Annotated in this window: 24 protein-coding genes; 4 read left to right on the top strand and 20 right to left on the bottom strand. The window is 63.5% G+C overall.

Features of this window, described 5'->3' with window-relative positions; all coding sequences use genetic code 11:
* Positions 1 to 34: 34 nt before the first annotated feature.
* The 12 genes from EO136_RS08370 to EO136_RS08315 all read right to left on the bottom strand — a co-directional run bounded on the left by EO136_RS08370 (position 35) and on the right by EO136_RS08315 (position 13799).
* On the bottom strand, positions 35 to 901 hold the full coding sequence (locus EO136_RS08370) for a carbohydrate ABC transporter permease (protein ID WP_127143998.1): 867 nt from the start codon (positions 899 to 901) through the stop codon (positions 35 to 37).
* On the bottom strand, positions 894 to 1973 hold the full coding sequence (locus tag EO136_RS08365) for an ABC transporter ATP-binding protein (RefSeq protein ID WP_127143997.1): 1080 nt from the start codon (positions 1971 to 1973) through the stop codon (positions 894 to 896). The genes EO136_RS08370 and EO136_RS08365 overlap by 8 nt, the downstream gene beginning before the upstream one ends.
* A gap of 25 nt (positions 1974 to 1998) precedes the next feature.
* A complete protein-coding gene (locus EO136_RS08360; RefSeq protein WP_127143996.1) occupies positions 1999 to 3078 on the bottom strand; it encodes an ABC transporter ATP-binding protein in 1080 nt (359 codons plus the stop codon).
* Positions 3065 to 4612, bottom strand: a complete 1548-nt coding sequence (glpD, locus tag EO136_RS08355) for a glycerol-3-phosphate dehydrogenase (protein WP_127143995.1) — start codon at positions 4610 to 4612, stop codon at positions 3065 to 3067. The genes EO136_RS08360 and glpD overlap by 14 nt, the downstream gene beginning before the upstream one ends.
* A 236-nt stretch (positions 4613 to 4848) precedes the next feature.
* Positions 4849 to 5607 carry a DeoR/GlpR family DNA-binding transcription regulator gene (locus EO136_RS08350; RefSeq protein ID WP_127143994.1) on the bottom strand — a complete coding sequence of 253 codons (759 nt, stop codon included), beginning with the start codon at positions 5605 to 5607 and terminating at the stop codon, positions 4849 to 4851.
* 116 nt (positions 5608 to 5723) lie between these two features.
* The gene (locus EO136_RS08345) at positions 5724 to 6197 is read right to left on the bottom strand and encodes a tripartite tricarboxylate transporter TctB family protein (protein WP_127143993.1); all 474 of its coding nucleotides are present in this window, start codon (positions 6195 to 6197) and stop codon (positions 5724 to 5726) included.
* The gene (locus EO136_RS08340; protein ID WP_127143992.1) at positions 6197 to 7675 is read right to left on the bottom strand and encodes a tripartite tricarboxylate transporter permease; all 1479 of its coding nucleotides are present in this window, start codon (positions 7673 to 7675) and stop codon (positions 6197 to 6199) included. Before EO136_RS08340 ends, EO136_RS08345 begins: the two co-directional genes overlap by 1 nt.
* Before the next feature lie 80 nt (positions 7676 to 7755).
* Positions 7756 to 8847 (bottom strand): Bug family tripartite tricarboxylate transporter substrate binding protein, encoded by a 1092-nt coding sequence (locus tag EO136_RS08335; RefSeq protein WP_164730498.1) that lies wholly within the window; start codon positions 8845 to 8847, stop codon positions 7756 to 7758.
* Positions 8834 to 9739 carry an isocitrate lyase/PEP mutase family protein gene (locus tag EO136_RS08330; RefSeq protein WP_127143990.1) on the bottom strand — a complete coding sequence of 302 codons (906 nt, stop codon included), beginning with the start codon at positions 9737 to 9739 and terminating at the stop codon, positions 8834 to 8836. Before EO136_RS08330 ends, EO136_RS08335 begins: the two co-directional genes overlap by 14 nt.
* Positions 9740 to 9789: 50 nt before the next feature.
* Complete coding sequence (locus tag EO136_RS08325; protein WP_127143989.1) at positions 9790 to 11205, bottom strand: MmgE/PrpD family protein; 1416 nt, start codon at positions 11203 to 11205, stop codon at positions 9790 to 9792.
* Positions 11202 to 12560 (bottom strand): MmgE/PrpD family protein, encoded by a 1359-nt coding sequence (locus EO136_RS08320; protein ID WP_164730497.1) that lies wholly within the window; start codon positions 12558 to 12560, stop codon positions 11202 to 11204. Before EO136_RS08320 ends, EO136_RS08325 begins: the two co-directional genes overlap by 4 nt.
* A 96-nt stretch (positions 12561 to 12656) precedes the next feature.
* Positions 12657 to 13799 carry a 2-methylaconitate cis-trans isomerase PrpF family protein gene (locus tag EO136_RS08315; protein WP_127143987.1) on the bottom strand — a complete coding sequence of 381 codons (1143 nt, stop codon included), beginning with the start codon at positions 13797 to 13799 and terminating at the stop codon, positions 12657 to 12659.
* A 194-nt stretch (positions 13800 to 13993) separates the two neighbouring features.
* On the opposite strand from EO136_RS08315, the gene EO136_RS08310 reads away from it, so the two are divergent.
* Positions 13994 to 14683 carry a GntR family transcriptional regulator gene (locus tag EO136_RS08310; RefSeq protein ID WP_127143986.1) on the top strand — a complete coding sequence of 230 codons (690 nt, stop codon included), beginning with the start codon at positions 13994 to 13996 and terminating at the stop codon, positions 14681 to 14683.
* A 21-nt stretch (positions 14684 to 14704) separates the two neighbouring features.
* Here the strand turns inward: EO136_RS08310 and EO136_RS08305 are convergent, their stop codons facing one another.
* The 7 genes from EO136_RS08305 to EO136_RS08275 form a co-directional block, all read right to left on the bottom strand.
* Complete coding sequence (locus EO136_RS08305) at positions 14705 to 15481, bottom strand: shikimate dehydrogenase family protein (protein WP_127143985.1); 777 nt, start codon at positions 15479 to 15481, stop codon at positions 14705 to 14707.
* A gap of 19 nt (positions 15482 to 15500) precedes the next feature.
* Positions 15501 to 17006, bottom strand: coding sequence for an aldehyde dehydrogenase family protein (locus EO136_RS08300; protein WP_127143984.1), 1506 nt, complete (start codon positions 17004 to 17006; stop codon positions 15501 to 15503).
* Positions 16993 to 18621, bottom strand: a complete 1629-nt coding sequence (locus EO136_RS08295; protein WP_127143983.1) for a GMC family oxidoreductase — start codon at positions 18619 to 18621, stop codon at positions 16993 to 16995. The genes EO136_RS08300 and EO136_RS08295 overlap by 14 nt, the downstream gene beginning before the upstream one ends.
* A complete protein-coding gene (locus EO136_RS08290) occupies positions 18618 to 20165 on the bottom strand; it encodes an acyl CoA:acetate/3-ketoacid CoA transferase (RefSeq protein WP_127143982.1) in 1548 nt (515 codons plus the stop codon). Before EO136_RS08290 ends, EO136_RS08295 begins: the two co-directional genes overlap by 4 nt.
* 10 nt (positions 20166 to 20175) lie before the next feature.
* Positions 20176 to 20910 carry an ATP-binding cassette domain-containing protein gene (locus EO136_RS08285; protein ID WP_246018302.1) on the bottom strand — a complete coding sequence of 245 codons (735 nt, stop codon included), beginning with the start codon at positions 20908 to 20910 and terminating at the stop codon, positions 20176 to 20178.
* Between the two features lie 4 nt (positions 20911 to 20914).
* Complete coding sequence (locus EO136_RS08280; RefSeq protein ID WP_127143980.1) at positions 20915 to 21904, bottom strand: ABC transporter permease; 990 nt, start codon at positions 21902 to 21904, stop codon at positions 20915 to 20917.
* A gap of 73 nt (positions 21905 to 21977) precedes the next feature.
* On the bottom strand, positions 21978 to 22961 hold the full coding sequence (locus EO136_RS08275) for a substrate-binding domain-containing protein (RefSeq protein ID WP_127143979.1): 984 nt from the start codon (positions 22959 to 22961) through the stop codon (positions 21978 to 21980).
* A gap of 255 nt (positions 22962 to 23216) precedes the next feature.
* Here EO136_RS08275 and EO136_RS08270 point away from each other — a divergent pair, with 255 nt between their 5' ends.
* Together EO136_RS08270 and EO136_RS08265 are read left to right on the top strand one after the other, a co-directional pair.
* Positions 23217 to 23987, top strand: coding sequence for an enoyl-CoA hydratase/isomerase family protein (locus EO136_RS08270; protein WP_127143978.1), 771 nt, complete (start codon positions 23217 to 23219; stop codon positions 23985 to 23987).
* A complete protein-coding gene (locus tag EO136_RS08265; protein ID WP_246018304.1) occupies positions 23987 to 25009 on the top strand; it encodes a LacI family DNA-binding transcriptional regulator in 1023 nt (340 codons plus the stop codon). The genes EO136_RS08270 and EO136_RS08265 overlap by 1 nt, the downstream gene beginning before the upstream one ends.
* Before the next feature lie 40 nt (positions 25010 to 25049).
* On the opposite strand, the gene EO136_RS08260 is transcribed toward EO136_RS08265, so the two are convergent.
* Positions 25050 to 25724 (bottom strand): GntR family transcriptional regulator, encoded by a 675-nt coding sequence (locus tag EO136_RS08260; protein WP_206513296.1) that lies wholly within the window; start codon positions 25722 to 25724, stop codon positions 25050 to 25052.
* A gap of 124 nt (positions 25725 to 25848) precedes the next feature.
* Here EO136_RS08260 and EO136_RS08255 point away from each other — a divergent pair, with 124 nt between their 5' ends.
* Positions 25849 to 26874, top strand: coding sequence for a TRAP transporter substrate-binding protein (locus EO136_RS08255; RefSeq protein WP_127143976.1), 1026 nt, complete (start codon positions 25849 to 25851; stop codon positions 26872 to 26874).
* Positions 26875 to 26877: the final 3 nt, after the last annotated feature.

Here is a 26877-nt window from a genome sequence, read left to right as displayed (position 1 = left end):
ACGAGCGCCAGAGAGATTGGTTTGACTGTTCATCTCAGCGCCTCGCATCGTAGTTCGTCATCACCGTGTAAAAGATCCAGCTCAGCAGCAAAATGATCAGGAAGTAGATGATCGACATCGCTGCAGCCGGACCTAGGTCGAACTGACCGATTGCCATTTTCACCAGGTCGATCGAGAGAAACGTCGTGGTCGAGCCAGGACCGCCACCGGTCACCACGAAGGGTTCCGTGTATATCATGAAGCTGTCCATGAACCGCAGCAGTACTGCGATCAGAAGCACCCTGTGCATCTTGGGGAGCTGGATGTAGCGGAAGACGGACCAGCGCGAGGCTCCGTCGATCTTGGCGGCCTGATAATAGGCGTCCGGGATCGACACGAGACCCGCATAGCACAGCAGCACTACGAGCGATGTCCAGTGCCAGACATCCATCACCACCACGGTGACCCAGGCAGCCACTGGATTTGTGGCGTAGTTGTAGTCGATGCCCATGGCGGCGAGCGTACGGCCCAGAAGCCCGATATCGACGCGGCCGAACACCTGCCAGATGGTGCCCACGACGTTCCAGGGGATCAGCAGCGGCAGCGCCATCAAAACGAGACAGACCGGAACGCCCCACCCCTTGCGGGGCATGTTGAGGGCGATGAAGATGCCCAGCGGGATTTCGATCGCCAGAATGGTGAGAGAGAACACGAGGTTGCGCACCAGCGCATCATGGAAACGGCTGGAATTGAGCACCTGCTCGAACCAGCTCAGGCCGGCCCAGAAGAACACGTTGTTCCCGAAGGTATCCTGCACCGAGTAGTTCACCACCGTCATCAGCGGGATGACCGCCGAGAACCCGACCAGCAGCAGAACCGGCAGGACGAGAAACCATGCCTTGTTGTTCCAGGTCTTATCCATTTTGCCCTCCCAGATCGACGCGCCAGCTGTCGGCATAGAGATTGATGCCGGCGGGATCGAAACTCACATGGGCATCGGTCGGCAGCTCATCGTGTTCCCCGAGGATCGCCGCGACCTCCATGCCCCCCAGATCGGCGCGCACGATCTTGTGGCGCCCGATATCCTCGACCTTGCGGATATGAACGGGATGCCCTTGGCGTCCCAGCCGCACATATTCGGGCCGCACGCCCAGTTCCAACCGCCTTGACCGGCTGGTGTCGGCGGCGCCTGGCAGATCGATAACCGCGGACCCGAGATGGGCCTTTGCGCCCTCGACCTTCACGGGCATGACATTCATGCCCGGAGAGCCGATGAAATATCCCACGAAGGTATGGCTGGGGCGCTCGAACAGCTCCTCGGGCGTGCCGATCTGCACGATCTCGCCCTCGTACATGACCACCACCTTGTCCGCGAAAGTCAGCGCTTCGGTCTGGTCGTGGGTCACATAGACCATGGTGAACCCGAACTTGTGGTGCAGTTGCTTGAGCTGGCTGCGCAGCACCCACTTCATGTGCGGGTCGATGACCGTGAGCGGTTCGTCGAAAAGGATCGCGTTGACGTCCGCGCGCACGAGCCCCCGGCCGAGCGAAATCTTCTGCTTCTGGTCTGCGGTGAGGCCACGCGCCCGGCGCCCGGACCAGTCCGCGAGATCGATCATCTCGAGGATGTCCCTGACGGCCCGATCGACCTCTGCCTGCGGCACGCCCCGGTTCCGCAGCGGAAAGGCCAGATTGTCGTAGACCGTCATGGTGTCGTAAACGACCGGGAACTGGAACACCTGCGCGATGTTGCGCTCCTGGGTGGAAAGGTCGGTCACGTCGGTGCCATCGAAGACGATGCGCCCGTGCGAGGGCCTGATCAGGCCCGAGATGATGTTGAGCAGCGTGGTCTTGCCGCACCCGGAAGGTCCAAGCAGCGCATAAGCGCCCCCGTCGCTCCAGGAGTGATGTACTTCCTTGAGCGCCAAGTCGGCGTCCTTGACCGGGTTTGGCAGGTACGAGTGCTTGATGTGCTCGAGTTCGATTTTTGCCATTTAAAGGTCTCCTCCCTTTCCGGCTCTAGGCTGCGAGCGGCGTTCGCCGCACGGCTCGCCCATCGCTGTCGAAGACCAGCAGATGGCGCGGATCGATGAAGACGGTAATCGTGGCGCCCACGTCGAAGTGGTGGATGCCGTGGGCCAGCATGACCCACGGGAAGCCCCCATAGGCCAGGTGCACGAAGCTCTCCGAACCGGTGATCTCGGTGATCGTCACCTTGGCCTCGACACCGACGGCATCGGGATTGGCCGGAGAAAGGGACAGATGGTGGGGCTGGAACCCGATCGTATATGTTCCGTCCGGTGCGCTGCGCGCCTCGTCGGGAACCGGGATCGCAACCCCACCATCCAGGAGGAACCTCGTGTCGCGCTTTTCCACCGCCAGCGTATTGAGCGGAGGATCGGCGAAAGTCTGTGCGGTCTTGAGGTCATCAGGTCTGCGGAACACCTCGATGGTCCGCCCGAACTGGGTGATGCGCCCTTCCGAAAGCGCAACGGTATTGCCACCGAGCAGCAGCGCCTCGGAAGGCTCGGTGGTCGCATAAACGAAGATCGAGCCTGCCTCGGCAAAGATGCGCGGCAACTCGGCGCGCAACTCCTCACGGAGCTTGTAGTCGAGATTGGCCAGCGGCTCGTCGAGCAGGACCACCGCGGCGTCCTTGACGATGGCCCGCGCCAGCGCCGTGCGCTGCTGCTGTCCTCCCGACAGGTTGAGCGGCAACCGGTCCAGCATGGGGGTAAGCTTCATCAGTTCTGCGGCCTTGCGCACCCTCGTGTCGATGGTTGCCTTGTCGAGCCGGGCCAGCCGAAGCGGAGACGCAATGTTCTCGTAAACGCTCATCGCGGGATAGTTGATGAACTGCTGGTGCACCATCGCCACGTTGCGCTTTTGTGGCGAGACGCCTGTGACGTCCTTGCCATCGAAGACGACCTGGCCATGGGTCGGGCGCTCAAGCCCGGCCATGATGCGCATGAGCGTCGTCTTGCCCGACAGTGTCGGCCCCAGCAGCACGTTGAGGCTCCCGTGTTCCAGGGCCAGCGTGACGTCGGAAACGTGGGTCTCATTGCCCATGATCTTGGACACGTTCCTAAGCTCGAGCATGCCGCACCTCCTCCTCATGCACCGCAGCGTCGTTCCGCCGGACGTTATCGGCTATGAATGCTTTCAGGGCGGCAAGATCGATGGCTTCGCCATGCAGCCCGAGCTTGGTCCGCCGCCACAGAATATCCTCGCTGGTGCGTGCCCATTCATTGTCGATGAGATAGGTGACTTCCGCACCCGTGAGCCCTGCGCCGAAGGCCGGGCCCAGATCGCTCGCCTGCCGGGCCGAACCCAGGATCGTGCGCGCCAGCGTGCCATAGCTGCGCACGAGGCGCCGCGCCTGGACCGACCCGAGGAAAGGATAGTCCCGTATCAGCCAGTCCACCTGGCCTTCATAGGCATCGACCGCGAACTCGCCCCCCGGCAGCCGGGAGTTCGCCGTCCAGCTCCGCTTGCGGGCGCCCAGCATTTCCTCGACGTGTTCGAGCGCGGATTCCGCGAGCCGCCTATAGGTCGTTATCTTGCCGCCGATCACATTGAGCAGCGCCGGCTGCCCCGCCCCGCCAGAACGCTTCAGGACGTAATCGCGTGTTGCCTCCTGGGCCTTGGACGCCCCGTCGTCGTAGAGCGGGCGAACACCCGAATAGGTCCAAACCACATCCTTGCGGCCCAGCGGGGCGGAGAAATACTCTCCCGCGGCGGCAAGCAGATAGTCGATCTCGCTCTCGGCGATAACGACGTCCTTGGGGTCGCCATCGAAATCCTCGTCGGTGGTCCCGATCAGCGTGAACTCGTCCTCATAGGGAATGGCAAAGAAGATCCGGCCGTCACTGTTCTGGAAGAAAAAGCAGCGCGGATCGTCATAGAGCTTGCGCACCACGATGTGGCTGCCCTTGACCAACCGCACCTTGTGGTTCTCGTTGGCCCCGATCGACTCGGTGAGCACACGCGATACCCAGGGGCCCGAGGCGTTGATCACCATGCGTGCGCAAAGCGAAGCGACTTCACCTTCGGAATTCTCGGTCGTCACCTGCCAATGATCGCCCTCGCGCCGCGCCGTCACCAGCCGCGTGCGGGTGCGGATCCGCGCACCGAGCCGCGAGGCGTCCTGGGCATTGAGCGTAACGAGCCGCGCATCGTCTACCCAGCAATCGGAATATTCGAAGGCCTTGGCAAAGCCGGGCTTGAGCACACGCCCGATCGGGTCGTGGCGCAAGTCGCGCACCTTGGTCGCGGGAAGCCGGCGACGCCCGCCGAGATGGTCGTAGAGGAACAGGCCGAGTCTGAGCAGCCAGGCCGGGCGCAGGCCACGATGATGAGGCAGGACGAACCGCAGCGGCCAGATCACATGGGGGGCCATCGCCCAGAGCACTTCGCGCTCCTGAAGCGCCTCGCGTACCAGACGAAACTCGTAATGCTCGAGATAGCGCAGGCCGCCATGGATCAGCTTGGTCGAGCCCGAAGACGTCCCCGAGGCCAGGTCGTTCATCTCGAGAAGGCACACGGAGAATCCGCGACCGGCCGCGTCACGGGCGATACCGCACCCGTTGATGCCGCCTCCAACGACAAGAATGTCGAACTTCGCGTCGCTCACGAAACGCCTCCCCGGCTTTCAGAGGCCTTTTCGCCTCTTCTTCATTTGAAAGCTATACGAAAGGTATTCGAAATCATAAACGTGTCAACCGAATTCGGTCATATTTCAGACACGAACCATTAACCTGTTGATTTTCCGTTGAAATTCGTACCGCCGCATTCGATGGCCAGCACAAGCTGGCAGCGAAACGCAAACTGCGCCAGCCTTACGGACAAACCGAAATGCGGAATTCAGTCTCAGGCTGCGGTTTCGATCAGCTCGACGTCATGGTCCTCGCAGATGGTGCGGACTGAACCGGACGTGCAGCGATCAGTGACAAACGTCGATATCTGCCGCATGTGCGCGATGCGCACCGGAGCGGTCCGTTCGAACTTGGTCGAATCGGCAGCGCAGATGACGTGCCTTGCGTTGGCGATGATGGCCTGGGCCACCTTCACCTCACGAAAGTCGAAGTCCAGCAGCGCCCCGTCGTCATCTATAGCGGAGGCACCGATCACGGCGTAATCGACCTTGAACTGCTTGATAAAGTCGACGGCGGCCTCGCCGACGATACCGCCATCCGAACCGCGTACGACCCCGCCGGCAATCACCACCTCGCACTCCCTGTGCACCCGCAAGGTGTTGGCGACGTTGATGTTATTGGTGATCACCATCAAGCCCGCATGCCCGATCAGCGCGTTGCCCACGGCTTCGGTCGTCGTGCCGATATTGATGAACAGCGAGGCGTTGTCGGGAATGAGTTTAGCCACCGCGCGTCCGATGGCCCCCTTCTCGCTCGACGCGATCAGCCGCCGGGCCTCGTATTCCACATTCTCGATGCCGGAGGGAAATTCAGCACCGCCATGGACCCTGACGAGTTGCCCCCGGTGGCACAAATCGTTGAGATCCTTGCGGATGGTCTGCGCACTGACCCCGAACTCGCCTGCGAGGTCCTCGACCTGCACCCTGCCCTGCAATCGGGCGAGCGCCAGAATCTGTTGATGCCGATCGTCCAAGCGCGTTGTCCCGATTTCGAATTGTTTTCGAAATTACGGAGATCGCACCCGATACGCAAGCCCCGGGAGGCGATACCATTGGTCCGCAAACCCGCATTTGGTCCGACCTGGCCCGGCTACCCCATTCGGGACATGATCGCGCGGGAGACAAAGCCGGTCGGCCATTCCATGTTGAGCATCGAACCCATGAAGAAGATGAAGCCCATGGCCGCCGCTGCATAGACGATCGCCAGGATCCATCCTGCTCCTGCCACCACGCGCAGGAAGGCTACCGTGAAAACCCCTGTGGCCAGGGGGAACCCCAGCACGGGCACCAGGCCGAAATAGAGCGCGAACCAGGCAAATACCTGCAGTGGTGAATGCCCGCCCTCGGACGCGGCGTCACCGACGGGCTCGTCGGGCACCGGGGGTCTGGCCACTACAAGGTCACGGAAGATGATCACGGCCGCCAGCACCGCGCCGATCAAACCGAAGGTGAAGGGAAAGTGCCGGGAGTAGCGCAGGAAATCCTGCGCCCCCCAGGCCATGGCAAGTAAAACGATACCCACGACAGCGGTTAGGGCGATGGAGACAGCGCGCTCTGAGAACATTATGCGACGCCCTTCTTTTCTTTTCTGCTCAGCAGGAACCCCGAGACGAGCAGTGCCAGGATCAGAACGCCCACGATCACGACCCCGGGGCGCAACATCCACTCGAGGCCGTAGCGCGACATCGAGATGAAGAAGTACTGCTCGGTGATCGGCGCCAGTACGAAGCCCACGAGAATTGCCGGACGTGACCAGCCATATCGCTTCATCAGCCAGCCCAGGATACCCAGAAGGACGAGGGCCACCCAGTCACCCCAGGATCGGGTCGCCTGGTAGGCGCCGAAGACCACCACCAGCAGGATAGCCGGTGCAAGCATTGGGAACGGCACGAAGCATAACCGGGCAATAACGCCGGCCAGCGCGATGCATATGACCACACCGAGAATATTGGCAATAGCCAGGCTCCAGATGGCGGTAAGGGTAATGGGAAGATCGGTCGTGACCATGCTGGGTCCGGGCTGAATGCCGAGCAGTGTCATCCCACCGAGCAGGACCGCCATGGACCCGCTGCCCGGAATGCCGAACAACAGCGTCGGCAGCAGCGCCCCGCCCTCCTTGGCGTTGTTGGAGGATTCCGGGGCGATGACCCCTCGGATATCGCCCTCTCCGAAATGGTTGTTCGGGATGGTCGCCTTGGCCTGGCTGTAGCTGATCCAGTCAACCACGCTGCCGCCGAGGCCGGGAATGGCGCCGATGATGACCCCGATACCCGAGCAGCGCAGCACCAGCCGCCAGTGTGCGAAGCCCTCGCGGATGCCTCTCATAAGCTGACCCATGTTGGCGCCGCCCTTTTCGGGAGCGATCGCGCGGCCGCTGGCCAGCAGGTCGACAATTTCGGGGATCGCAAAAAGCCCAAGCGCCACGACGATAAGCGGCACGCCATCATAGAGATAGAGAATATCGAAGGTAAATCTGTATTCGGGATCGGATGGAGCAGCACCGATGGTGCCGATCATCAGCCCCACAATGCCGGCCAGCACGCCGCGCAAGGCATTGCCTGCGCTGAGGATGCCGACCATCGTCAGCCCCAGGATCGCCAGCATCAGGAGTTCCGGCGAGCCGAACATCAGGATCAGTGGACGGGCAATCGGAATGGCGGCCGTCAGAACCAGCGCACCAATCAGCCCGCCCATCAGCGATGCGGTGAAGGCCGCCCCCAGCGCTCTCGCGCCCTGACCTTTCCGCGCCAGCGGATAGCCGTCCATGATCGTGGCCTGGGAGCCCGACGACCCGGGGATGCCCATGAGGACGGACGGAAACGTGTCGGAGGTCGGGACCACGGCTGCCAGCCCGATCAGCATTGCAATCGCGGCGGAGGGCTCGAGATTGAAAACGAACGGCAGCAGCAGCGAAAAGCCGACCACGCCTCCGAGCCCCGGCAGAACGCCGATAACGATGCCCACCACAACGCCCAGAAGCAGCGGAAGCAAGGTTCCGAATGTTAGAATGCCGGCAAAGGCCTGCATCAGAGCATCGAGCATGGCACAGGATCCGTACGGTTGGAGCGATATCTCGTGGCAGGATCGGGGTGCACCGACCAGCAGCACACCCCGATCATTGTCTAGCGAAGCCCCAGTTCTTCGAGGAACGACATGGCGTAGGCAGCCGCCTCGGGGTCGGCGTTGACAATCGAGCGCGCAGCAGCCGCAGCGTCCTCACCGTAGAGCAGCGGATATCCACCCAGCACCTCGACCCCGCGTTCGATGGCTTCGGGATCTTCCGCGATCTGCCGGATCGCTTCTTCCAGGGCGGCGACGGCCTGCTCGGGGGTATCGTTCTTGACCCACATGATCTTCTGGACGCCGAACCCGGCCGCCAGGAAGGTCTTGTAGGCTTCCCATGCCTGCCCGGACGGCTCTTCGCCATGGATCGAGATGTAGACATCCTTGACCGTGGGCAGATCGGGGAAGGCCTCATCGGCCACGACGTCACCGTTGGCGTCGATAATGCCGAAGGTAAAGATCGGCACAGCCTGGTCTGCCGCGACGAGCGGCTCGACGCTCGTCGTGTAGGCCGGGGTCACCTGGTAGTCGGTGTTGACCTCGCCACGTTCATAGGCAACGCGGATCGGCCCCTTTCCGTCATAGCCCATGATGGATTGAACGTTCATGTCCAGCAGGTCGAAGATCAGGAGCATGACAAGATCGTTGCCAGTCGCGCTGATCCCACCATAATACAGTTCCTCGGATGCCGAGCCCAGATCGTCTGCGCTTTCGATGCCGGTGGAGGGATGCACGTAGAAGATCGCCCCCACGGGATTGGCAGCGACCGGGCGCCAGTCGGCCAGATCATAGCGCACGGCCGGATCTTCGAGCAGATAGGGCTGGATGCTCGATCCGCTGGTGATCAGCACCGTTTCGCCATCCGGCTCCACCTGCATGGCGAAATGGTTGACGCCGGTAATGCTGCCGCCGCCTGGCCGGTTCTCGACCAGAACGGTGGGTGAGCCTTCGATGGCTTCGGGCAGATACTCTGCCAGATACCGTGCCCAGACGTCCGTGCCGCCACCGGGGCCGAAAGGCACCAGAAGGTTGAGCGTCTTGCCCTCGTAATATGGAGCGTCCTGGGCATGGACAGGAGCTGCCACAGACAAGCCGGCTATGACCATCGCCGCCCCGGCCAGTGCACCCATTGGTGAATTAAAGTTTCGCATTGCTCTCCTCCTTGAAGTTATTGCGATCGTTGCTTTCAAAGCGCTGTTCCAGAGCATCCCACATGGGCTTCTGGACAGTTCTCTGGCGTTCCTCGAACGACGCCAGGAGTTCGGAGACCCCGGCGAGCGATCCATCCCGGCGTAGCCCGCCCAGCACGTCATAGCTGGCCTTGAGAGCGGCCTGCAGCGACGCATTGGCGTAAAGCACGAGCGAGAAGCCCATATCGGACAAGGCCTGCTGCCCGGGATCGGGCGTCCGCCCCCCGAAGACGATATTGGCAACCTGTGGCACCGGGATTTCCGTGCCGATCCGCGCCAGTTCGGCTTCGTCGAGCGGGGCTTCCACGAAGGTCAGGTCTGCGCCCGCTTCGGCATAGGCCTGTGCGCGGTCGATCGCTGCATCGAGGCCCTCTATGGCGCGTGCATCGGTCCGGGCGATGATCTGCAAGTCCTGGTCGCGCCGCGCGTCGGCGGCCGATTTGATCTTGTCCACCATCTCACCGGTCGAAATCACCGACTTGCCGGCGAAGTGTCCGCACCTCTTTGGGAAGATCTGGTCCTCGATCTGGAGGCCGCAGGCACCCGCCCGCTCGAGCACCCGGACCGTGTGACGCATGTTGAGCGCATTGCCGAAGCCTGTATCGGCATCAACAACGAGCGGCAGCTCGACCGAGTCCGCGATGGCGGAAACGGTGTAAGCTATATCGGCAAGCGAGGTCAGGCCGATGTCAGGCTTGCCCAGGTGCATGTTCGCGATCCCGGCGCCGGTGACATAGACGACGTCGAACCCGACTTCCTCGATGACGCGCGCAAACAACGCATTGGCTGCACCAGGTGCGAGGACCGCTTTGCGTTGGGCGATCAACTCTTTAAGTTTGGCGGTCTGGGTCATTTGTATTCCACTTGATTATTATTGGATGAGTGGTCTCGGCAACTTGGCACTCAGCTTGCCCCATGGGGGCTCGATAGAGCTCTCAGGGTCTCGCATATGCCCCGGATATCGGGCGTTTCGAAAATGGTGCGAAGCTCAGCGAGCAATGCCTCCGACCCGGCACTGCCTGCATGGCTGGTCAGCGACCGGAACTTGGCATCGCGTTCCTCGGCAGTCATAGGGTTCTCGGGCATGCCCCTCGAGTGGTCGACACGGCGGGTCAGCTCGCGCCCATCCCGCAGGGTCAGCGTGACGATCCCGGCGTAGAGATCGGGATAGACAGCGTCCATGTCCGGGTCGACGCGCACGTCGATCCGCTCGATCAGTGCATCGATCGCAGGATCCGCAATACGCTCGGGCGAGAACTGCGGAACCAGCGCTGCTCCGTCGAGGATGGCAATGGCCAGGTTGTAGCGAATGCTCATCTGGGCGTTGAGGACGCTCGACCTGCGATAGGGAAAGCCGGTCTGAAGCTCGACCACACGGCTCACGCCCACGGTCACCCGCTCGATGTCGTCGGCGCCCAGGCCATTGCTTTCGCACAGGTCCAGAACCGCATCGACAGCGGCATGGTTGCTGCCGCAGCACGCGTAGGGCTTGAGGCACGCGCCCTTGGCGCGCCACGTACGGCCCAGATCCCGGGTCAGCTCTGACGGCCTTGGATCATCCGAAGCCATCTTGAGAAATCCGCCATCGGTGGTCTCGAAAATGCTGGCCCCGCCATAAAAGCCGCGGCGCGCCAGATCGGCAGACCGGATGCCGCTCTGGGCGGCGAGGCCCGCATGCAGGCGCTTTGTCATCGCGCCCTCGGCATTGAAGGCCCAGGTTCCCGAAGAATGGCTGCCCGCTATGCCCAGCGCGCTTGCCGTCTGCTCCGCGTCCAGCCCGAAGATCACGCTCGTTGCCGCGGCTGCAGCAAATGTTCCCGTGGTGCCGGTCAGGTGCCAGCCCTTGGTGCGCGCCTGGTTCGGGCCCGCTGCAAGGCTGGCCCTGTTCATGACTTCGTAGCCGGCGGCGATCGCTGCAAGCAGGGTTCTGCCGCTGCAGCCGGTGTGCTCGCCAGCTGCAAAGGCAGCGGCGATCACCACGGCACCGGGGTGGATCTTGGCGCGGCTGTGGTCGTCGAAGTCGAAGCCGTGAATGGCCACGCCATTGCTCAGTGCGGCATTGATCATCGACACTTTCGCCGCTCCGCCCGAACTCCAGATGGAAGCTTGTGCAGGACCGGCCTGTTCGACAGCATACTGGTTCACGACGCGACACGCCTCGGTGGTCGAGCCGTAGACCGCACAGCCAATGGAATCGATCACCGCCGACGTCAGGATAGCCTCGAGAGACCCCGGAACGTCGTCGGGCACAAGCTCGGCCACGAACGCTGCAATGTCCCGGGTCGGGCTTGCCGATCCTGTCTCTGTCGCACTGCTCATGCCTGCGTTCCGGGAACCACGGCGCTCACCAGTGCGCTCACCGAGCCCGCACTCTCGAGCGCGTCGACCGCGTCGAAAAGCTGCTGGACCCCCCCGGCGCCGACCACCGGCTCGGCCAGAAGCCGGACCTTGGCGCGGTGCTCGTCACGGTTCATCGGGTTCTCGATCGAGCCCTTTGGATGATCGATCTGCGAGGAAAGCTCGCTCCCCCCCGCGGACGTCGTCACTTCCATCAGGCAGGACACCCCGCGCGGCAGGGAATCATCGACGACGATCTCGACCAGATCGGAGAGTCGCTGGATTTCCGGGTCCGAGAGCTTGTCGTTGCTGTACTGGGGAAAGAGCGCCGCGCCTTCGATGAGCGCCACGGCCACCGAGTACGGCAGGCTGACCTGGGCCTCGTGGTAGGTCTGGGGCCGCTTGTTGTCATGATAGCGCGCCCACTTGGAATGCCGGCGCATGGTGATGTGCGTGATGTTGGACAGCGGCTCGTCCAGATGCGACCGCACGTCGAGCGCGCAGTCGATGGCGTTGTGAATGGGCCGCGCGCAGGAATAGGCCTTGTACTCGAACTCATCGGGGAAATCGGTGCCGAGATTGCGCGTCAATGCTTCTGCATCGCTCTCATCGGTGAAGGCCGCGAGAAACCCTCGCTCGCCCTCGAATATCGTTGCAGCGCCGGTGAAGCCCAGCTTGGCCATCTCCGCTGCCGTCACGCCGTTGCGTGCCGCTGGACCGGGGTTGAACCGCTTCTGCATGGACGGGCCGTACATTTCCATCAGACCCGAGGCCTGTGCCCCGGCCAGCCCCAGAGCCGAAACCATCTGGTCGACGTCGAGGTCCATCAGCGTGGCTGCAGCGACGGTGGCGCCGAAGACCCCGCAGGTTGGGGTCGTGTGGAACCCGCGATCGCGCAGCGAAAAGTTCGCCGCGTGGCTTGCCCTCGACATCATCTCGCAGCCCAACGCAATGGCCTTGAGCAAGTCGGCGCCCGATGCTCCGGTTTCCTCGGCGACCGCCAAAGCGGCCGAGACGACGGGCGGGCTGAAGTGGAACAGCGCCAGAATGTCGACATCGTCGAGTTCGATGCTGTGCGAGGCGATGGCATTGGAGAACGCCGCCTGCATCGGGGGAACGCGGCGCCCGTCACCGATGATGGTTGCGCCTTGCCTGCCGCCCTGGCGGGCCGAGAACTCCGCAGCGACCTTGCCGCTCGCGGTTCCGCTGCCACCGAGCGCCACACCCAGATAGTCGAGCAGCAGAACCTTGGCGCGCTCGATCCGGGTCTCTGGCAAATCCCTGCTGCGCATTGAAACGAAATGTGCGGCAAGAGTTTCGGCACGCGTCTGGGTCATTGAGGTCCTCATGGCTTGATATTTGATGCTTTATTCGTGTGGAGCCTGACCCGACGCGGTGACCAAAACGGCACCGCCTGTGACAAGGCCGGTAGTTCAGAGATAAACCGTTCCGTCCAAGATCCGCCGTGCCGTCCGCCCCAGGGTCGCCCGGCGCACGATCAGCTCGCCGCCGCTCTCCTCAACCTCGGCCTGGGTTTCTATGACGCCGGCCGGATGGCCGATCCGGAAAATCCGCCCGTTGGTCGGACGCGCCATCTGATGCACGATCGTCCCGGAAACGCGGGCAGCAACGCCGGTGCAGGCGGTGCTGGTCCCGGCATATGTCTTGTGGGTCTGCTGCATGAACTGCAGGCGAGAGACGACGTCGACATCCGCCGCGCTTACCGCCTTGCCGTCGAGAGCGCTGATATAGTCCGCAGGGCTGGAGATGACGCCAAGGATCGGGACGGCCGGGCTCTGGTCACGGGCCTCGACCGGCGTGCCAGTGGTCATGCCCAGACGCACGGCTGCAGCGCCCCTGATCAGTTCAAGCCTGGCCAGAAGCTCGGGATCGCGGTCGATCTCCGCGGCACTTTCGGTGCCTTTCATGCCGACATCGGCGGCCCGCACGAACACATGGGCATTGCCGATATCGAGAAGAGAGACCTCAACCGCCCCCAGCCCCTCGATATCGAGCACATCCACGCGATTGCCCGTCGGAAGCAGGTCGCCGACGGCAGCGCCGGCCGTTTGGGAGAAATCGATATCGATCCGTGCGCCGGTACCCGGCACACCGGGCACCGCGTAATCGCCTTGGGAAACCACTGCGCCACCGGAAACCGGGACATCCACCAGAAGGTGGCGATGCAGATTGGTGTTGTAGACCCGAACCGTCGTCACCGGCGCGCGCGGCTCAACGAACCCCTCCTGGATCGCATAGACACCGACCGCCGCTGTGATGTTGCCGCACAGGCTGTGCCAATCGACCTCCGCATGCGCGATGCCGACTTGACCGAAGGTGTAGACGAGATCGCTTGTCTCCCGGAGCTCTTCGTCCGGACGATCGATGATCGCCAGCTTGCTCGTCAGGGGATCCGCGCCTCCAAGCCCGTCGATCTGGCGCCGGTCGGGGGAGCCGAATACGCGCAGGATCACACTTTCCCGCGCCTTGATGTCCTGCGGCAGCGCCGCGCCATCAAGAAAAACGCCGCGGCTCGTGCCACCGCGCATGATCGTGCATTTGAGCCTGTCCTGCATCACGCCTCCCTTTCTTGCCCCTGATGACTCAGATGCCCTATTTGTGTCAACACAAAACTGCCTAACAGGTCGACAACACCGATCACAGGCGCGCTTGGAGCCCAGCTACGAACAGCAGTTGGCACGCCAATTGTCGACACAAGACCCACAACGTTGTAAATTCAGGCCGTTGAAAGTTGAAAGGATTCGCAGACATGCCTCCTCCCCAATTGGGCCCGACCTTGGCCGACCAGGCCTTTGAGTGGCTGGAGGAAGCGATCATCAAGGGTGACTATCCGCCCGGCGCGCGACTCGATGAACTTGCCCTGTCCAAGGCGTTCGGGATCAGCAGGGGGCCGGTGCGCGAAGCCATACTGCGCCTTGAGGGCAAGCGGCTGGTGGAGCGAATTGCCCGAAGCGGGGTACGGGTTGCCCAGAGATCTCATGACGATCTCGTCCAGCTTCTCACTGTCCGGGAAGCGCTCGAGGGCATGGCGTGTCGACTTGCAACCGAGCGGATCACCGCAGCCGATCTGGACGAATTGGACAAGCTCCTGACCACGCACGAAAAGGACATCGGGCTGCAGGCTGGTGCGCATTATTTCCAGAAGCCGGGAGACTACGACTTCCATTTCCGCATCATTCTCGCCAGTGGCAATCGCCGTCTCATCGAGATGCTGAGCGAGGATCTCTACCACATGCTGCGTGTCTACAGATATCGCTCCAGCGAGCGCGCGGGTCGCGCCAAGGAAGCCCTCAACGAGCACAGAAAGATTCTCGCAGCCATGCGCGCGCGTGATCCGGACCAGGCCGAGCGGGAAATGCGGGCCCATCTCGCCCATGCGAGGCGGGCAGTGGAGGAAGAACACGTCAGTTCACAACCTCCCCGGCTCAAGCGTGCCTGACCCAGCGCGTTGCTTCGGCCCCTATCCCGCCCGGCCGTCCGGCATTCCGAGAAAGTCCCAGATCGCAGGCACCTGGCCGTCGAGCATGTGACGGCCTGCATGGGTCCTATGTCCGCGGCGCTCGGCCTGTTCGAGCAGAGGCGTCATTGCCGGCTTCATGATGGCCTCGGCAACCAGCGCCTCGGGGCCAATTGCGTCGAGATCGACCGGGATCGGGTCTCCAGCGGCCATGCCGAGCGGCGTGGCGTTGACGACGATCCCGTCGTTGCGAGACGGGGCTGCAATCCGGAACCGCCCCAGCCCGGACAGGCGCTGGCCCGCGGCTTCGCAGCGCGCCGGGTTGACATCAGTAATCGCAACCTCAGCGCCTGCCGCAAGCAGCGCTTCGGCGATGGCCAGTCCCGCGCCACCCGCCCCGACTATTGCGACCCTTTGGCCCGCAACCGCATGACCTTCTGCCAGCAATCCAGCAACGAAGCCAATCCCGTCGGTAAGTTCGGCCTCCCAGCCCCCGGAGATGGGCCGCAGCAGGTTGGCGGCGCCCGCCGCTCGCACGCGCGCCGACGACCGGATCGCCAGTTCCGCTGCCCGGATCTTGTGCGGCACGGTCACAACCAGACCGGCAAAATTCACCATTACGCGCAGACCTGCCACAGCCGATGCGAAATCCTCAGGCGCAACCTCCAGCGGCACCATCAGATTGTTGCTACCCGCCGCCTTGAGCCGGGTGTTGAACACCTCGGGTGACCGAACCTGCCCGATCGGGTACCCAATGATCGCAAATATCCGCTGGACCATGGCCGGCTCCTTTGAAAACCTAGACTCCGGGCACCCAGCGCCCCGCGCGCGGCCCACGGTGGAACAGCACCGATTTCTGCTCGGTGAACTCCTCGATGGCCTGAGCGCCCTGCTCCCGGCCCAGCCCGCTCTGGCGAACGCCGCCGAACGGCATCTCGGAAAATCCGTCCATCCAGCAGTTGACCCACACCGTGCCTGCGCGCAAATCGCGTGCCGCAATGAGAGCCCGATCATGATCGGAGGTCCAGATGCCGGCGGAGAGCCCGTAATGGGTGTCGTTGGCAATCCCGATCGCTTCGTCCAGCGTCTCGAAGGTCAGGATAGAGAGCACCGGGCCGAATACTTCTTCGCGCGCGATCTTCATGTCGCGCGTGACGCCCGACATCAGGGTCGGCGCGTAGTACAATCCCGCATTGGCTTTGATCCGCTCGGCTCCGCACAGCGGGTTCGCGCCCGCCTCGATCGCGCCCTTGAGATAGCCCTCGATCTTTTCCATCTGCGCGTCGTTGATGATCGCGCCGACCCTGGTCTCGGGGTCAAGCGGGTCGCCGACCGGCACCCGGGCGGTCAGTTCGGCGAGCTTTTCCTCGAACCGCTTGGCCACCGAGCGCTCGACGATCAGCCGGCTCGAAGAATTGCAGCACTGGCCGACATTGAAGAAAACGCCGAAAACGGCGGCATCTGCTGCTGCGTCGAGATCGGCGTCGGCGCAGACGATCTGGGGGTTCTTGCCGCCCAGCTCCAGCGCCACCTTCTTGAGATTGCCCGCTGCCGCGCGCACCACGCTCTTGCCCACCTGGGTCGAGCCGGTGAACGAGATCATGTCGACATCATCGTGCTCGGCGAAGGTCTGGCCCACGGTGTTTCCATAGCCCACCACGATGTTGACGACCCCATCGGGCAGGCCCGCATCCTTGAGCATCTCGCCCAGCCGCAGGGACGAGCCCGGCGTTAGCTCGCTGGGCTTGAGAGCAACTGTGCACCCCGCCGCCAGCGCGAAGGGCAGCTTCTGGCTCAGGATCACGAAGGGGAAATTCCAGGGGGTGATCATCGCCACGACACCCACCGGCTCGCGCTCGATCAGCCCCAGCATATGCTGGCCCAGCCCCGCGGGAACGCTGCCGTGCAAGGACCGGGCCTGGCCTGCGGCGTAGCGCCAGAGATCGACCGCCCCGGCCATCTCGCCGCGCGCCTGGCTAATGGGCTTGCCGCTTTCCAGCACGTCCATCATCGCCAGCTCTTCGGCATTCCCGGCAATGCGCTCGGAGATCACAAGCAGGATTTCGGACCGCTCCCTGGCTGACATGCGCGGCCAGGGCCCCGTGTCGAAAGCATTACGCGCTGCAGCGACTGCAGCGTGGGCGTCAGCCACATCGGCGAGGGGATAATTGCCAACAACCACGCCATGGGCCGGGCTTCTGCGCTCGAAGCGCTCCCCTGACATCGCCTCGCCGGACTTGCCGTCGACCAGTTGGCTGTAGCGCCGCACCTCGAGCTTGGGCAAATCGATATTAAGGGCGTTCATGGCGCGTCTCCTTGGGTTCGAGCGGCCGACCAAGGATCAGATCGGCGGCCTTTTCCGCGATCATTATGGTCGGCGCATTGGTGTTGGCGCTGATCTCGGTGGGCATCACCGAGCTGTCGCAGACGCGCAGCCCGTCGATACCGCGGACCTTGAGGTCCGGCGTGACCACCGCCATTTCGTCGGTGCCCATCTTGCAGGTCCCGACCGGGTGGTAGTCGGTCTTGGCCCATTCGCGAACATATCCCGCGAGGTCCTCGTCGCTGACCAACGCCTTGCCGGGCATGCGTTCACGGGCGATGAGGCCCGAGATTTCGGACTGGCTCATCACGTCGCGCGCCAGCTTGAGGCCTTCGACGGCCATTTTCCGGTCGTAGGGATCGGCGAGATAATTGGGATCGATCAGGGGCACATCTTCCACCCTGCTCCCGCTCAGCCGTACCGTGCCGCGCGAGCGTGGGCGCAGCAGGTTGGAGTAAAGGCTCACCCCATACCCCTTGATCCGCATCATGCCATGGTCGACCACATAGGCCGGCAGGAAGTGAAGCTGGATGTCGGGCCGGTCGCCCTCGGGGTCAACCCGGGCAAACGCGCCGGCCTCCACGATATTGGTGGTGACCGGTCCGTTCTTGAACAGCATGTACTGGAGCGCCCACCAGGCCTGCTGCAGATACTGGTCCGTGCCGTGGTATGAATGCCGACCGTTCATGTCGTAAACGGTGTAGCAATCCAGATGGTCCTGCAGGTTCTCCCCCACCCCGGGCAGGTCCGCCACCACCTTGATGCCATGCTCCCTGAGGTGCGCCGCCGGGCCGATGCCCGAGAGCATCATCAGCTTGGGCGAACCGACGGCGCCGGCGGTAACGATGATCTCCTTGTCCGCCCGGGCCACGGTGGAATCGCCTGCCTGGGTCACATACTCCACCGCGGTCGCGCGTTCGTTCTCGATCACGATGCGGTGCACCTGGGCGCGCGTGATAATCGTGAGGTTCGATCGATCGCGCGCGGGCCGCAGATAGGAGACGGCCGCGCTGCCCCGTCGGCCATTGCGCGTCGTGGTCTGGTGATAGCCCACCCCGAGTTGCTCGGCGCCGTTGAAATCATGACTGAAGGGCAGGCCCGCCTGCTGGGCCGCCCGCACGAAGCGCGCAGTGATCGGCGCCGGACTGATCGGATCGGACACGCGCAACGGGCCACCAACCCCATGATAGGCATCGACCAGCCGGACGTTGTCCTCGGCCTTGCGGAAATAGGGCAGCACGTCCGCGTAGGACCAGCCCTCGGCACCGAGGCCCGACCACTCGTCATAGTCCGCGCGATGGCCGCGGGTGTAGATCATGGCGTTGATCGAAGACCCGCCACCCAGCGTCTTGCCCTGCGGGTACCACATCTCGCGGTTGTTCAGGTGCTTTTGCGGCACCGTCCGATAGCCCCAGTTGACCCGTGGGCCCGAGAGCTTGGTGAACCCGGCCGGCACGTGGATCAACGGGTGGCTGTCGCCATACCCCGCCTCGAGCAGCAGCACCTCGGCGCCGGTTTCAGAAAGCCGCGCAGCGAGCACGCAGCCCGCCGAACCGCCGCCTGCGATCACGTAGTCATAGACCTTGGAGCCGGTCATGCCACTTTCTCCACGATATCGCGAAACAGCTCTGGCGCCATGGTGCGCGGCTCCCTGATGATCGGTCTGAACCCTATCCTGGCGAGGATATCGGCCTCGAGGTCGATGCCCGGCGCGATTTCGGTCAGTTCAACCCCCTCGCTGCCCAGCTCGAATACGGCGCGCTCGGTGACATAGGTCACCCGCTGGCCGCGCCGCACCGCCTCGGGACCGCTGAAGGTAATGCCTTCCACCCGCGGCACCAGTTTCCGGACATCGCCGTGCCGGTCGATGTTGAGCTTGCCGCCGCTGACCGAGAGCCGCGCGCCCTTGGCGTCGAACGAACCGCAGAAAACCACGCGCCGCGCGCCCTGGCTGATGTCGATGAACCCGCCCGGGCCGCTCACCTGCCCGCCGAAATGCGAGACGTTCACCGAGCCCTCACCATCCATCTCCGCCAGCCCGAGATAGGTCTGGTCCAGAAGTCCGCCTGAATAGAGGTCAAATTGCTGGGCCGAGGACATGATCGCCCCGGCGTGGGCGGCAATACCGAAGAGGTCCCCGGTGAGCAATTGCCCGCCATGGATGCCCTGCTCGATCGTGAACCAGTAGTCCTTGCGTTCCCCCTTGCGCGCCACGATCTCGGCGACGCCGGCGGACATGCCGAACCCGAAATTGATGGTTGCGCCCTTCTCGAGCTCCCGATAGGCCCGCTCGGCCACGATCCGGCGAACGAGATGGTTCTCGGGCATGGTGTCGAACCGCTCTCCATCCCGCGACAGCCCGGCCAGCGCCGCGCTATAGGGGCCATGGTAGGTCTGGGTCTGGCTGGGCGCGATGAGCGCGAAGTCGACCAGATTGCCCGGTATGGACACTTCGCGGGGACGGATAGCCCCGGCCTCCACCTCTTCTCGCACCTGGGCGATGACGATGCCGCCGCTCGCCTTGGCGGCCAGCGCGATGTCATAGCTGTCGAGATCGGCGGGTTCCTCGCGGGCCGTGATATTGCCCTGCGCGTCGATTGCCGTGCCGCGAACCACCGCCACATCGACCTTGAACGGCAGGTAGCGCAGGACATCCTTGCCATCGATTTCGATCAGCTCGACCACCGGTTCCGTCGCCGCCTCATTGCACCGTCCGCCCTGCAGGCGCGGGTCGCAGAAGGTGCCCAGCCCCACATGGGTGAAAAGGCCCGGCCGCTTCGCCCCGATCTCGCGGAAAAGTTGCGTGAGCACGCCCGAGGGCAGGCAATAGGCCTCGATCTCGTTGCGCTGGGCCATCGCCAGCATCCGCGGCGACCAAACCCAATGCCCCCCGATCACCCGCTTGACCATGCCCGGATGGGCAAAGCGGTTGATGCCCTTCTCCTTGCGGTCCCCCATGCCCAGCGCATGGACGAGCGTCAGGCTCTTGGGATGGCCCGTCGCCTTGAACGAGGCCTCGAAACTCCGGAACGCCACGTCGGGCTCGAGCAGGCCACCACCGGCCCCAGAGACGGCCACGGTCGCACCATCGGGAAGGCCGGCGAGGATTTCGCGCAGCGCGGTATCGTCAACGATCTTCATGTTGCCTCGCTCAGTGCGCGCCGACGATGTGGGCGACGACGTCCTGCATCGTGGTTTCTCCGGTCCGCTCGTCGGCGATTACCACACCCTGCCGCAGCGCCACGATGCGGTCGGCGACCTCGAACACGTCGGTCAGCCGGTGGCTGATAAGGATGACCGCGATGCCACGGCTCTTGAGTTCCTTGATCAGGTCGAGAACGTGCTGGATCTCCCTGACTGCCAACGCGGCGGTCGGCTCGTCCATGATTACGACCTTGGGCGAGAAGGTCAGCGCCCGCGCGATCGCAACCGACTGCTGCTGGCCGCCCGAGAGATTGCCGACCTGGATATCGACCGACGGCAGGCGGGCGCCGAGCTGGCGGATCATTTCCTGGGCCTGGGTGCGGGCCGATTTGAAATCGATCACGCCCGTGTCCCAGCCCATGAACCGCATAGTCGGTTCCCGGCCGAGAAAGATGTTGGCCGTCACGTCCTGCTGGCTGGCCAGTTCGAGGTTCTGGTAGATCATCTCGACCCCCAACTCCCGGATCTCGCCCGGCTCGGTGCCCGTGATTTCCTTGTCTGCGAGCATTACAGCGCCATCGCTGGCCTTGTAGACGCCGGTGATGATCTTCATCAGCGTCGACTTGCCGGCGCCATTGTCACCCACGACCGCGATGCACTCGCCGGCATCGACGCTGAAGGTGACGCCGCGCAGGACCTCGATCGGGCCGAAATTCTTCTTGATGTCGTTGATCTGCAGCATCATCTCACTCCCTGCCGCGCTTGGCGAACTGATCGAGCCAGACTGCGGCCACGAGCACGACGCCGATCGAGATCTGCTGCCAGAACGAGGGAATGGCGAGCAGGTTGAGACCGTTCTGGAGCACGCCCATGATCAGCGCGCCTATGACCGTCCCAAGGATCGTGGCCCGGCCGCCGAACAAATTCGTGCCTCCGATGATCGCGGCGGTGATCGCCGAGAGCTCGAATGTCATGCCCGCCGTCGGGTCGCCGGCATTGACGCGTGCTGTGGTCAAAAGCCCGGCAAGCCCAGCCATCATGCCCGAAAGGATATAGATCTTGATCCGCAGCGAGCGGACGGGAACGCCCATGGCGCGCGCACCACGCTCATTGTCGCCAATGATCAGCGTATGGCGACCGAACCGGGTGTAGCTGAGCACGAAATGCAGGATGATCGCCACCACGATGAAGACCAGCGCGGGCACGGGAATGCCAAACGGACGCCCCTGCCCCAGCCAAATCAGCGGCGCCGGGAGGCCGTAGATCGCCTGACCGTCGGTGATCAGCAGCGCCACGCCACGCGCAACGCCCATCATGCCCAATGTCACGACGAAGGCCGGGACATTGCCATAGGTGATCACGAGCCCATTGATCCAGCCGGCGAACGCACCTGCGAGAACGGCAGCGGGGATCGCCAACCACCACGGCAGTCCGAGTGTTGAGGCCACGAGCGCCCCGATCACGCCCGCGAAGGCCAGTATGGACCCGACCGAGAGGTCGATGCCGGCGGATCCGATAACGAAGGTGGCTCCGAGCGCGAGAATGCCGATCGTCGAGGTGGCGAGCACAACGTTGAGAATGTTGGGCACGGTGAAGAAATAGGGTGACGCGAAGGCCATCACCGCAACCAGAATGGCGAGAACGATAAGAGATTCTACTCTTAGCGCACCCTTGTTCCTGGGCACGGCGGCGCTGGCCGGCGACGCACCGGACGATGCGGCTTCTGTATTGGGCATCGGAGGCTCCGTTGGGTTGAACTGGCGGCGCGGAGCGTGGCCACCCCAAAGAGCGACCACGCCCTGATCGCGATCAGCGCAGGTACTGGATCATCTCGTCTGTCCCCGCCTCGAGGACCTCCTGGGTGATCACGGACTGCCCGGTGCCCTGGTAGGTATCGAGCTCGCCCCCGTTGCGGATCATGTCGTTGAGCAGCTCAACCGAGCGCTTGCCGACCAGATAGGGGAACTGGCCTACCGTGGCGGTCAGCCGGCCGGACCGGATCGATTCGATGGCATCGGCGCTGCCATCCACGCCCACGACGGGCACATCATCGTGCCCGGCGGCCAGCAGTGCTTCCGCCGCACCCAGGGCCATGGTGTCATTGGCCGCGAACACGGCCTGAAGGTCAGGAGTGCGCTGCAGGGTGTCGTTGGTGATGTCAGCCGACTTGCCGCGATCCCAGTCCCCGTTCAGCGTCGTGACTTCGAGCCCAGGCGCGATTTCGGCAAGGCGCGCGCGGAAGCCTTCGCCGCGTGCTGCGCCGACCGGATTGCCCGGCAGGCCTTCGATCACCAGCACCGGACCGGACGGCTCGCCGCCAAGCTGCTCGACCACGAAATCGGCGCCCACGCCGCCTGTATCGTTGCCGTCATTGCCGGCGGTGAAGGTCACCTCGACACCGGCGCTCTCGGCGATCACGCGATCGAGGTTGTAATCGAGATCGACGATCGCGATGCCTTGCTCGGTGGCGCGCTGCAGGCATGGCAGAAGGATGTTGGAGTTGATGGCCCCCACGATCAGGGCGTCAGGCTCGCGCAGGAGCATGGACTCGCAGTTGTTGAGCTGCTGTTCGGCCGCGCCTTCGCTGGCGACGGTCGAGACCACCACCTCGATTCCCCCGATTTCCTCGGCGGCGTCGGTGATGCCTTGGGACATCGCATTCCAGTGCGGATTGGCCGGCGTCTTCAGAATCGCGCCGAAAAGCAGGCTTTCCTGCGCCGCTACAGGGCTTGCGGACGCAGCAATGCCCAGAACGAGGGCAGCAAGCGCCGTCGAATTGAGAAAGGTCTTCATCGATTTTCCTCCCGACATATCGATGTTTGCTAGAACGATCTACCTATAGGCGCGGCCGCTTCTCACTGTCAATAATGATTCTGAAAGGGAGCCCATCCCTCTGTTATTGCTTGATTTCATAGAAATGAAGGACACATTGCCTGTCCAGGCACCGCATCGCGCAGGCAGAAGGGTTGCGACCGTTATGCTGTAATGGTAGCTAATGGCAGATAGAACGTTCTATCAACTCTACATTGATCCACAAGGGCTTGGCGTATGTCGCACATCGCATTCGATATCGAGGATTCTGTTGGCCTTGTGCGGCTGGCGCGGCCGGAAAAGCTCAACGCACTCACCCCCGACATGCTGCGCGACCTGATCGCGGCAATTGCACGGGCGGAAACCGAGCCCGGCCTTCGCGCGCTGGTGATTCACGCCGAGGGCCGGTTGTTCTCGGTGGGCGCCGATATCAATATCTGGTCCGCTCTTTCGCCCGAGGCCTTTCGCACCGAGTGGATAAGCATGGGCCACCGCGCATTCGATACGATCGCCGGCTGCCGGCTGCCCGTCATTGCGGCGCTGCACGGCATGGCGCTCGGTGGGGGGCTCGAACTCGCGCTGGCTGCCGATTTACGGGTTGCGGACGAGGACACCACCATGGCATTGCCCGAAGTGTCGCTTGGCACCCTGCCTGGATGGGGCGGCACGCGGCGCCTTCCCGACATCGTGGGCCGGTCGCGCGCCAAGCAGATGGTGCTAACCGCCCAGCGGATCGACGCCCCCACCGCGGAGCGCTGGGGTTTGGTGAATGCCGTGTCCCCGCAGGGCAGCGCTCTTGACGTGGCCCGCGGGCTGGCCGCACAAATCTGTGCTCAGGCACCCATCGCCGTACAACTCGGCAAGAAGATCATCGACGGCGGTGCCGGCGAGACCCTTCATCAGACTTTGGAGATGCTCGCGGGCATGGCGACCCAGACCACCACCGATCTCGAGGACGGCATTGCCGCAATGCGCGCCAAGCGCACACCCGATTTCCGGGGCAGATGATGGGGCCGGTGCGCAGCGTCACGATCAACGACATCGCCGATCATGCCGGGGTCTCCCGATCGACGGTCTCGCTGGTCCTGCGCGGCAGTTCCCGCATTTCCAAGGCGACCATCGATCGGGTCAATGCGTCCATCGATGCCCTGGGCTATACCTACAATCGTGGCGCGGCAAACCTGAGGACCCAGACCTCCCAGGCCATCGGGCTGATCATCAACGACCTGATGAACCCGTTCTTCACAGAGTTGACCGCCACCATCGAGGAGATGGCTGACCGGGAGGGCTATTTCGTCTATCTCGTGCAGTCCAACGAGGAACCGGCGCGCCAGCACAAGCTGTGCATGTCGCTTCTCGAGCACGGGGTTGCAGGGCTGATCGTCTGCCCCGCCACCGGCTCTTCCCTCGAGACCTTCGATCGCCTGCACGAGCGGCGGATTCCCGTGTGCATCGCGGTGCGCCCCTTCGCCAGTGATCGCTTCGACTTTTCCGGGCCGGACAATTTCCGGGCGGCCGAAATCGCGACCGACGCGCTTCTGAAGCGCGGCCATCGCCGCATCGCCTTTCTCGGCGGGGAACGCGGAAATCCCTCCCGCGACGACCGGGTGGCGGGCTACTTCAAGGCGCTGCAGCAGGCGGGCATCGAATACGATCCTGCACTCGTGGTGGAAAGCCGGCCTTCGCGCCAAAGCGGCATCACCGACGTCGAGACGGTGCTGAGCCTGCGCGACCGACCGACCGCGGCGCTCTGCTACAATGATTTCGTCGCCATTTCGGTCATGCACGGGCTTCGCAAGAACGGGCTCGAGCCGGGCAGTGACATGGCGTTGATCGGGTTCGACGGCATGCCCGAAGCGGAGATGTCCCATCCGACGCTCACCACCGTGTCCCTGCATCCCCGGGAGATCGGCCGCGAGGCCGCCGAACTGGTGATCAGCCGAATCCGCGAGCCCAACCGGGACGTGACGCGCCGCATCCAGACCCCGCAGCTCATCGTGCGGGATTCATGCGGAACGGCAAAGCGATAATCCGGTCCGCTCATCTTTTACCGGAAGAGCGCCGGCGCCCTTACGCGCCTTCCCGCATCCTGAGCAGCAGATGGCGCTCTGCGCCCCTTGCGTGGCGCTCCACCACTTGGGCGGCGCGGTCGGCATCGTGGGCCTCGACGGCCTCGATGATTTCCCAATGGTCCTTGAGCACGGTGGCGCGGCGAGCCGAACTGATCGGGTAGCGCCGCGCGAGTGCCCTCACCACCTCCCCGTGCCGCTGGCGGATCGCCCGGGCTTCGCCGTTGAAGTGGCGCTTGTACATGATGCCGTGGAATTCCTCGTCGAGCTTGTCCCACTCGACCTGATCGCCCTGGGTCACCTCGAGCCGCTGCTGGACCTCCCGCGCACGATCAAGATCGTCCTTGCGCGCCTGCTCGACGAACACCCGGATCAGATAGGGCTCGATCAGCGTCCTGATGTCGAAGATATTGCGCACGAACGTCTCATCCAGACTCCGGACCTGCGCGCTCCTGTTGCGCGAGAGCACGACAAATCCCTCCCCGCTGAGCTGATGCAACGCCTCGCGGATCGGATTGGTGCTCACCCCGTAGCGCTTTGAAAGTTCTATGGTCTTGAGCAGGCTCCCCGCCGGCAGGGCGCCGGAAACGATGTCGTCGCGCATGAGCTCGGCCAGTCCCATCCGGGGGCGGGGCCGAAACACTTTCCGCTCGCTCGATGCCAGAACTTCGCTCACCTGCGACTCCCCTTTTTGCAGTCTGGCGAACTCTAACCGCAAAGCCATTAGCACACAATCTATCATTGACTTTGTATAATTTGGGTGTTTGTCTCCATCAATCTTAAGAACATAGGAGGAGAAAATGTCCCTGTTTCGCGCCCTTTCCGTCAGCCTGCTGGCCGCTTCGTCGTTTGCGGTCGCTCCGATGGCGATGAGTGAAGAGATTCGCTTTGCGCTCGAGATGTACGAAGGCGACAATCCCGAATTCAACGCGGTCACCGCGTTCAAGGAATACGTCGAGAACAAGAGCGGCGGCGACCTGACCGTCCGCATCTTCCCGGGCAACCAGCTCGGCTCGGTCCGTGACACCACAGAGATGGTCCAGCAGGGCACCCTGCACATGACCCTGCCGTCCGACGGCGCGTTCGCCGGCTTCTATGCGCCGATCCAGGCCTGGTCGATGCCCTATCTCTTCCCCTCCGCTCCGGTGGCATGGGAAGTCATGAGCGGGGAATTCGGGCAGTGGATGCTCGAGGACATCCGGGAGCAGACCGGCATCCGTGCCCTGGCCTTCTCCCAGAACGGCTTCCGCTCGTTCCTCAACAACGACCGGATGATCCAGACGCCAGAAGACATGGCGGGCATGAAGATCCGCACCATGGAAAGCCCTGTCTACATGGAAATGGTGTCCGCCCTGGGCGCCGATCCCACCCCGATCGCCGGCTCGGAAGCCACCATGGCGTTCCAGCAGGGCGTTGTGGACGGGCTGGAAAGCCCCCCGTCGGTTCACCTTTCGGGCGGCGCGGCGGAAGTGGCCGAGTACATGACGCTCAACGAGCACGTTTTCGGCCTGCATATCGTGGTGGCCAATGACGAGTGGTTCACCTCGCTGTCCCCGGAACACCAGCAGATCGTGGCCGATGGCGCCCGGGTGCTGGCCGCAGTTGAGAACGTGGAAAAGACCACGGGCGACTGGGCTGCCATCGCCGCCATCCGCGAGATGGGCGTCGAGGTCCACATTTCCTCGCCAGAGGAAAAGTCGATGTTCCGCGACGCGGTCTATGAGCCGGTCCGCGAGTTCATTCTTGGCCAGGCCGGCGAAGAGGTCCTTGACCGCATCGAAGCGGCCGTCGAAGACGCCGAAGCCTCTGTCTACGGCGACCAGTAGCAT

Origin of the sequence: Pelagibacterium montanilacus (assembly GCF_003992665.1) — a bacterium.
Lineage (GTDB): Bacteria > Pseudomonadota > Alphaproteobacteria > Rhizobiales > Devosiaceae > Pelagibacterium > Pelagibacterium montanilacus.
This window is presented reverse-complemented; position numbering and strand designations above follow the sequence as displayed.

Excerpts from the sequence above, each read along its gene's own strand:
- EO136_RS08370 (WP_127143998.1), bottom strand. The coding sequence starts at position 901 with ATGGATAAGACCTGGAACAACAAGGCATGGTTTCTCGTCCTGCCGGTT.
- EO136_RS08365 (WP_127143997.1), bottom strand. The coding sequence starts at position 1,973 with ATGGCAAAAATCGAACTCGAGCACATCAAGCACTCGTACCTGCCAAAC.
- EO136_RS08360 (WP_127143996.1), bottom strand. The coding sequence starts at position 3,078 with ATGCTCGAGCTTAGGAACGTGTCCAAGATCATGGGCAATGAGACCCAC.
- EO136_RS08345 (WP_127143993.1), bottom strand. The coding sequence starts at position 6,197 with ATGTTCTCAGAGCGCGCTGTCTCCATCGCCCTAACCGCTGTCGTGGGT.
- EO136_RS08340 (WP_127143992.1), bottom strand. The coding sequence starts at position 7,675 with ATGCTCGATGCTCTGATGCAGGCCTTTGCCGGCATTCTAACATTCGGA.
- EO136_RS08335 (WP_164730498.1), bottom strand. The coding sequence starts at position 8,847 with ATGCGAAACTTTAATTCACCAATGGGTGCACTGGCCGGGGCGGCGATG.
- EO136_RS08330 (WP_127143990.1), bottom strand. The coding sequence starts at position 9,739 with ATGACCCAGACCGCCAAACTTAAAGAGTTGATCGCCCAACGCAAAGCG.
- EO136_RS08325 (WP_127143989.1), bottom strand. The coding sequence starts at position 11,205 with ATGAGCAGTGCGACAGAGACAGGATCGGCAAGCCCGACCCGGGACATT.
- EO136_RS08320 (WP_164730497.1), bottom strand. The coding sequence starts at position 12,560 with ATGACCCAGACGCGTGCCGAAACTCTTGCCGCACATTTCGTTTCAATG.
- EO136_RS08315 (WP_127143987.1), bottom strand. The coding sequence starts at position 13,799 with ATGCAGGACAGGCTCAAATGCACGATCATGCGCGGTGGCACGAGCCGC.
- EO136_RS08310 (WP_127143986.1), top strand. The coding sequence starts at position 13,994 with ATGCCTCCTCCCCAATTGGGCCCGACCTTGGCCGACCAGGCCTTTGAG.
- EO136_RS08305 (WP_127143985.1), bottom strand. The coding sequence starts at position 15,481 with ATGGTCCAGCGGATATTTGCGATCATTGGGTACCCGATCGGGCAGGTT.
- EO136_RS08300 (WP_127143984.1), bottom strand. The coding sequence starts at position 17,006 with ATGAACGCCCTTAATATCGATTTGCCCAAGCTCGAGGTGCGGCGCTAC.
- EO136_RS08295 (WP_127143983.1), bottom strand. The coding sequence starts at position 18,621 with ATGACCGGCTCCAAGGTCTATGACTACGTGATCGCAGGCGGCGGTTCG.
- EO136_RS08290 (WP_127143982.1), bottom strand. The coding sequence starts at position 20,165 with ATGAAGATCGTTGACGATACCGCGCTGCGCGAAATCCTCGCCGGCCTT.
- EO136_RS08285 (WP_246018302.1), bottom strand. The coding sequence starts at position 20,910 with ATGCTGCAGATCAACGACATCAAGAAGAATTTCGGCCCGATCGAGGTC.
- EO136_RS08280 (WP_127143980.1), bottom strand. The coding sequence starts at position 21,904 with ATGCCCAATACAGAAGCCGCATCGTCCGGTGCGTCGCCGGCCAGCGCC.
- EO136_RS08275 (WP_127143979.1), bottom strand. The coding sequence starts at position 22,961 with ATGAAGACCTTTCTCAATTCGACGGCGCTTGCTGCCCTCGTTCTGGGC.
- EO136_RS08270 (WP_127143978.1), top strand. The coding sequence starts at position 23,217 with ATGTCGCACATCGCATTCGATATCGAGGATTCTGTTGGCCTTGTGCGG.
- EO136_RS08265 (WP_246018304.1), top strand. The coding sequence starts at position 23,987 with ATGGGGCCGGTGCGCAGCGTCACGATCAACGACATCGCCGATCATGCC.
- EO136_RS08255 (WP_127143976.1), top strand. The coding sequence starts at position 25,849 with ATGTCCCTGTTTCGCGCCCTTTCCGTCAGCCTGCTGGCCGCTTCGTCG.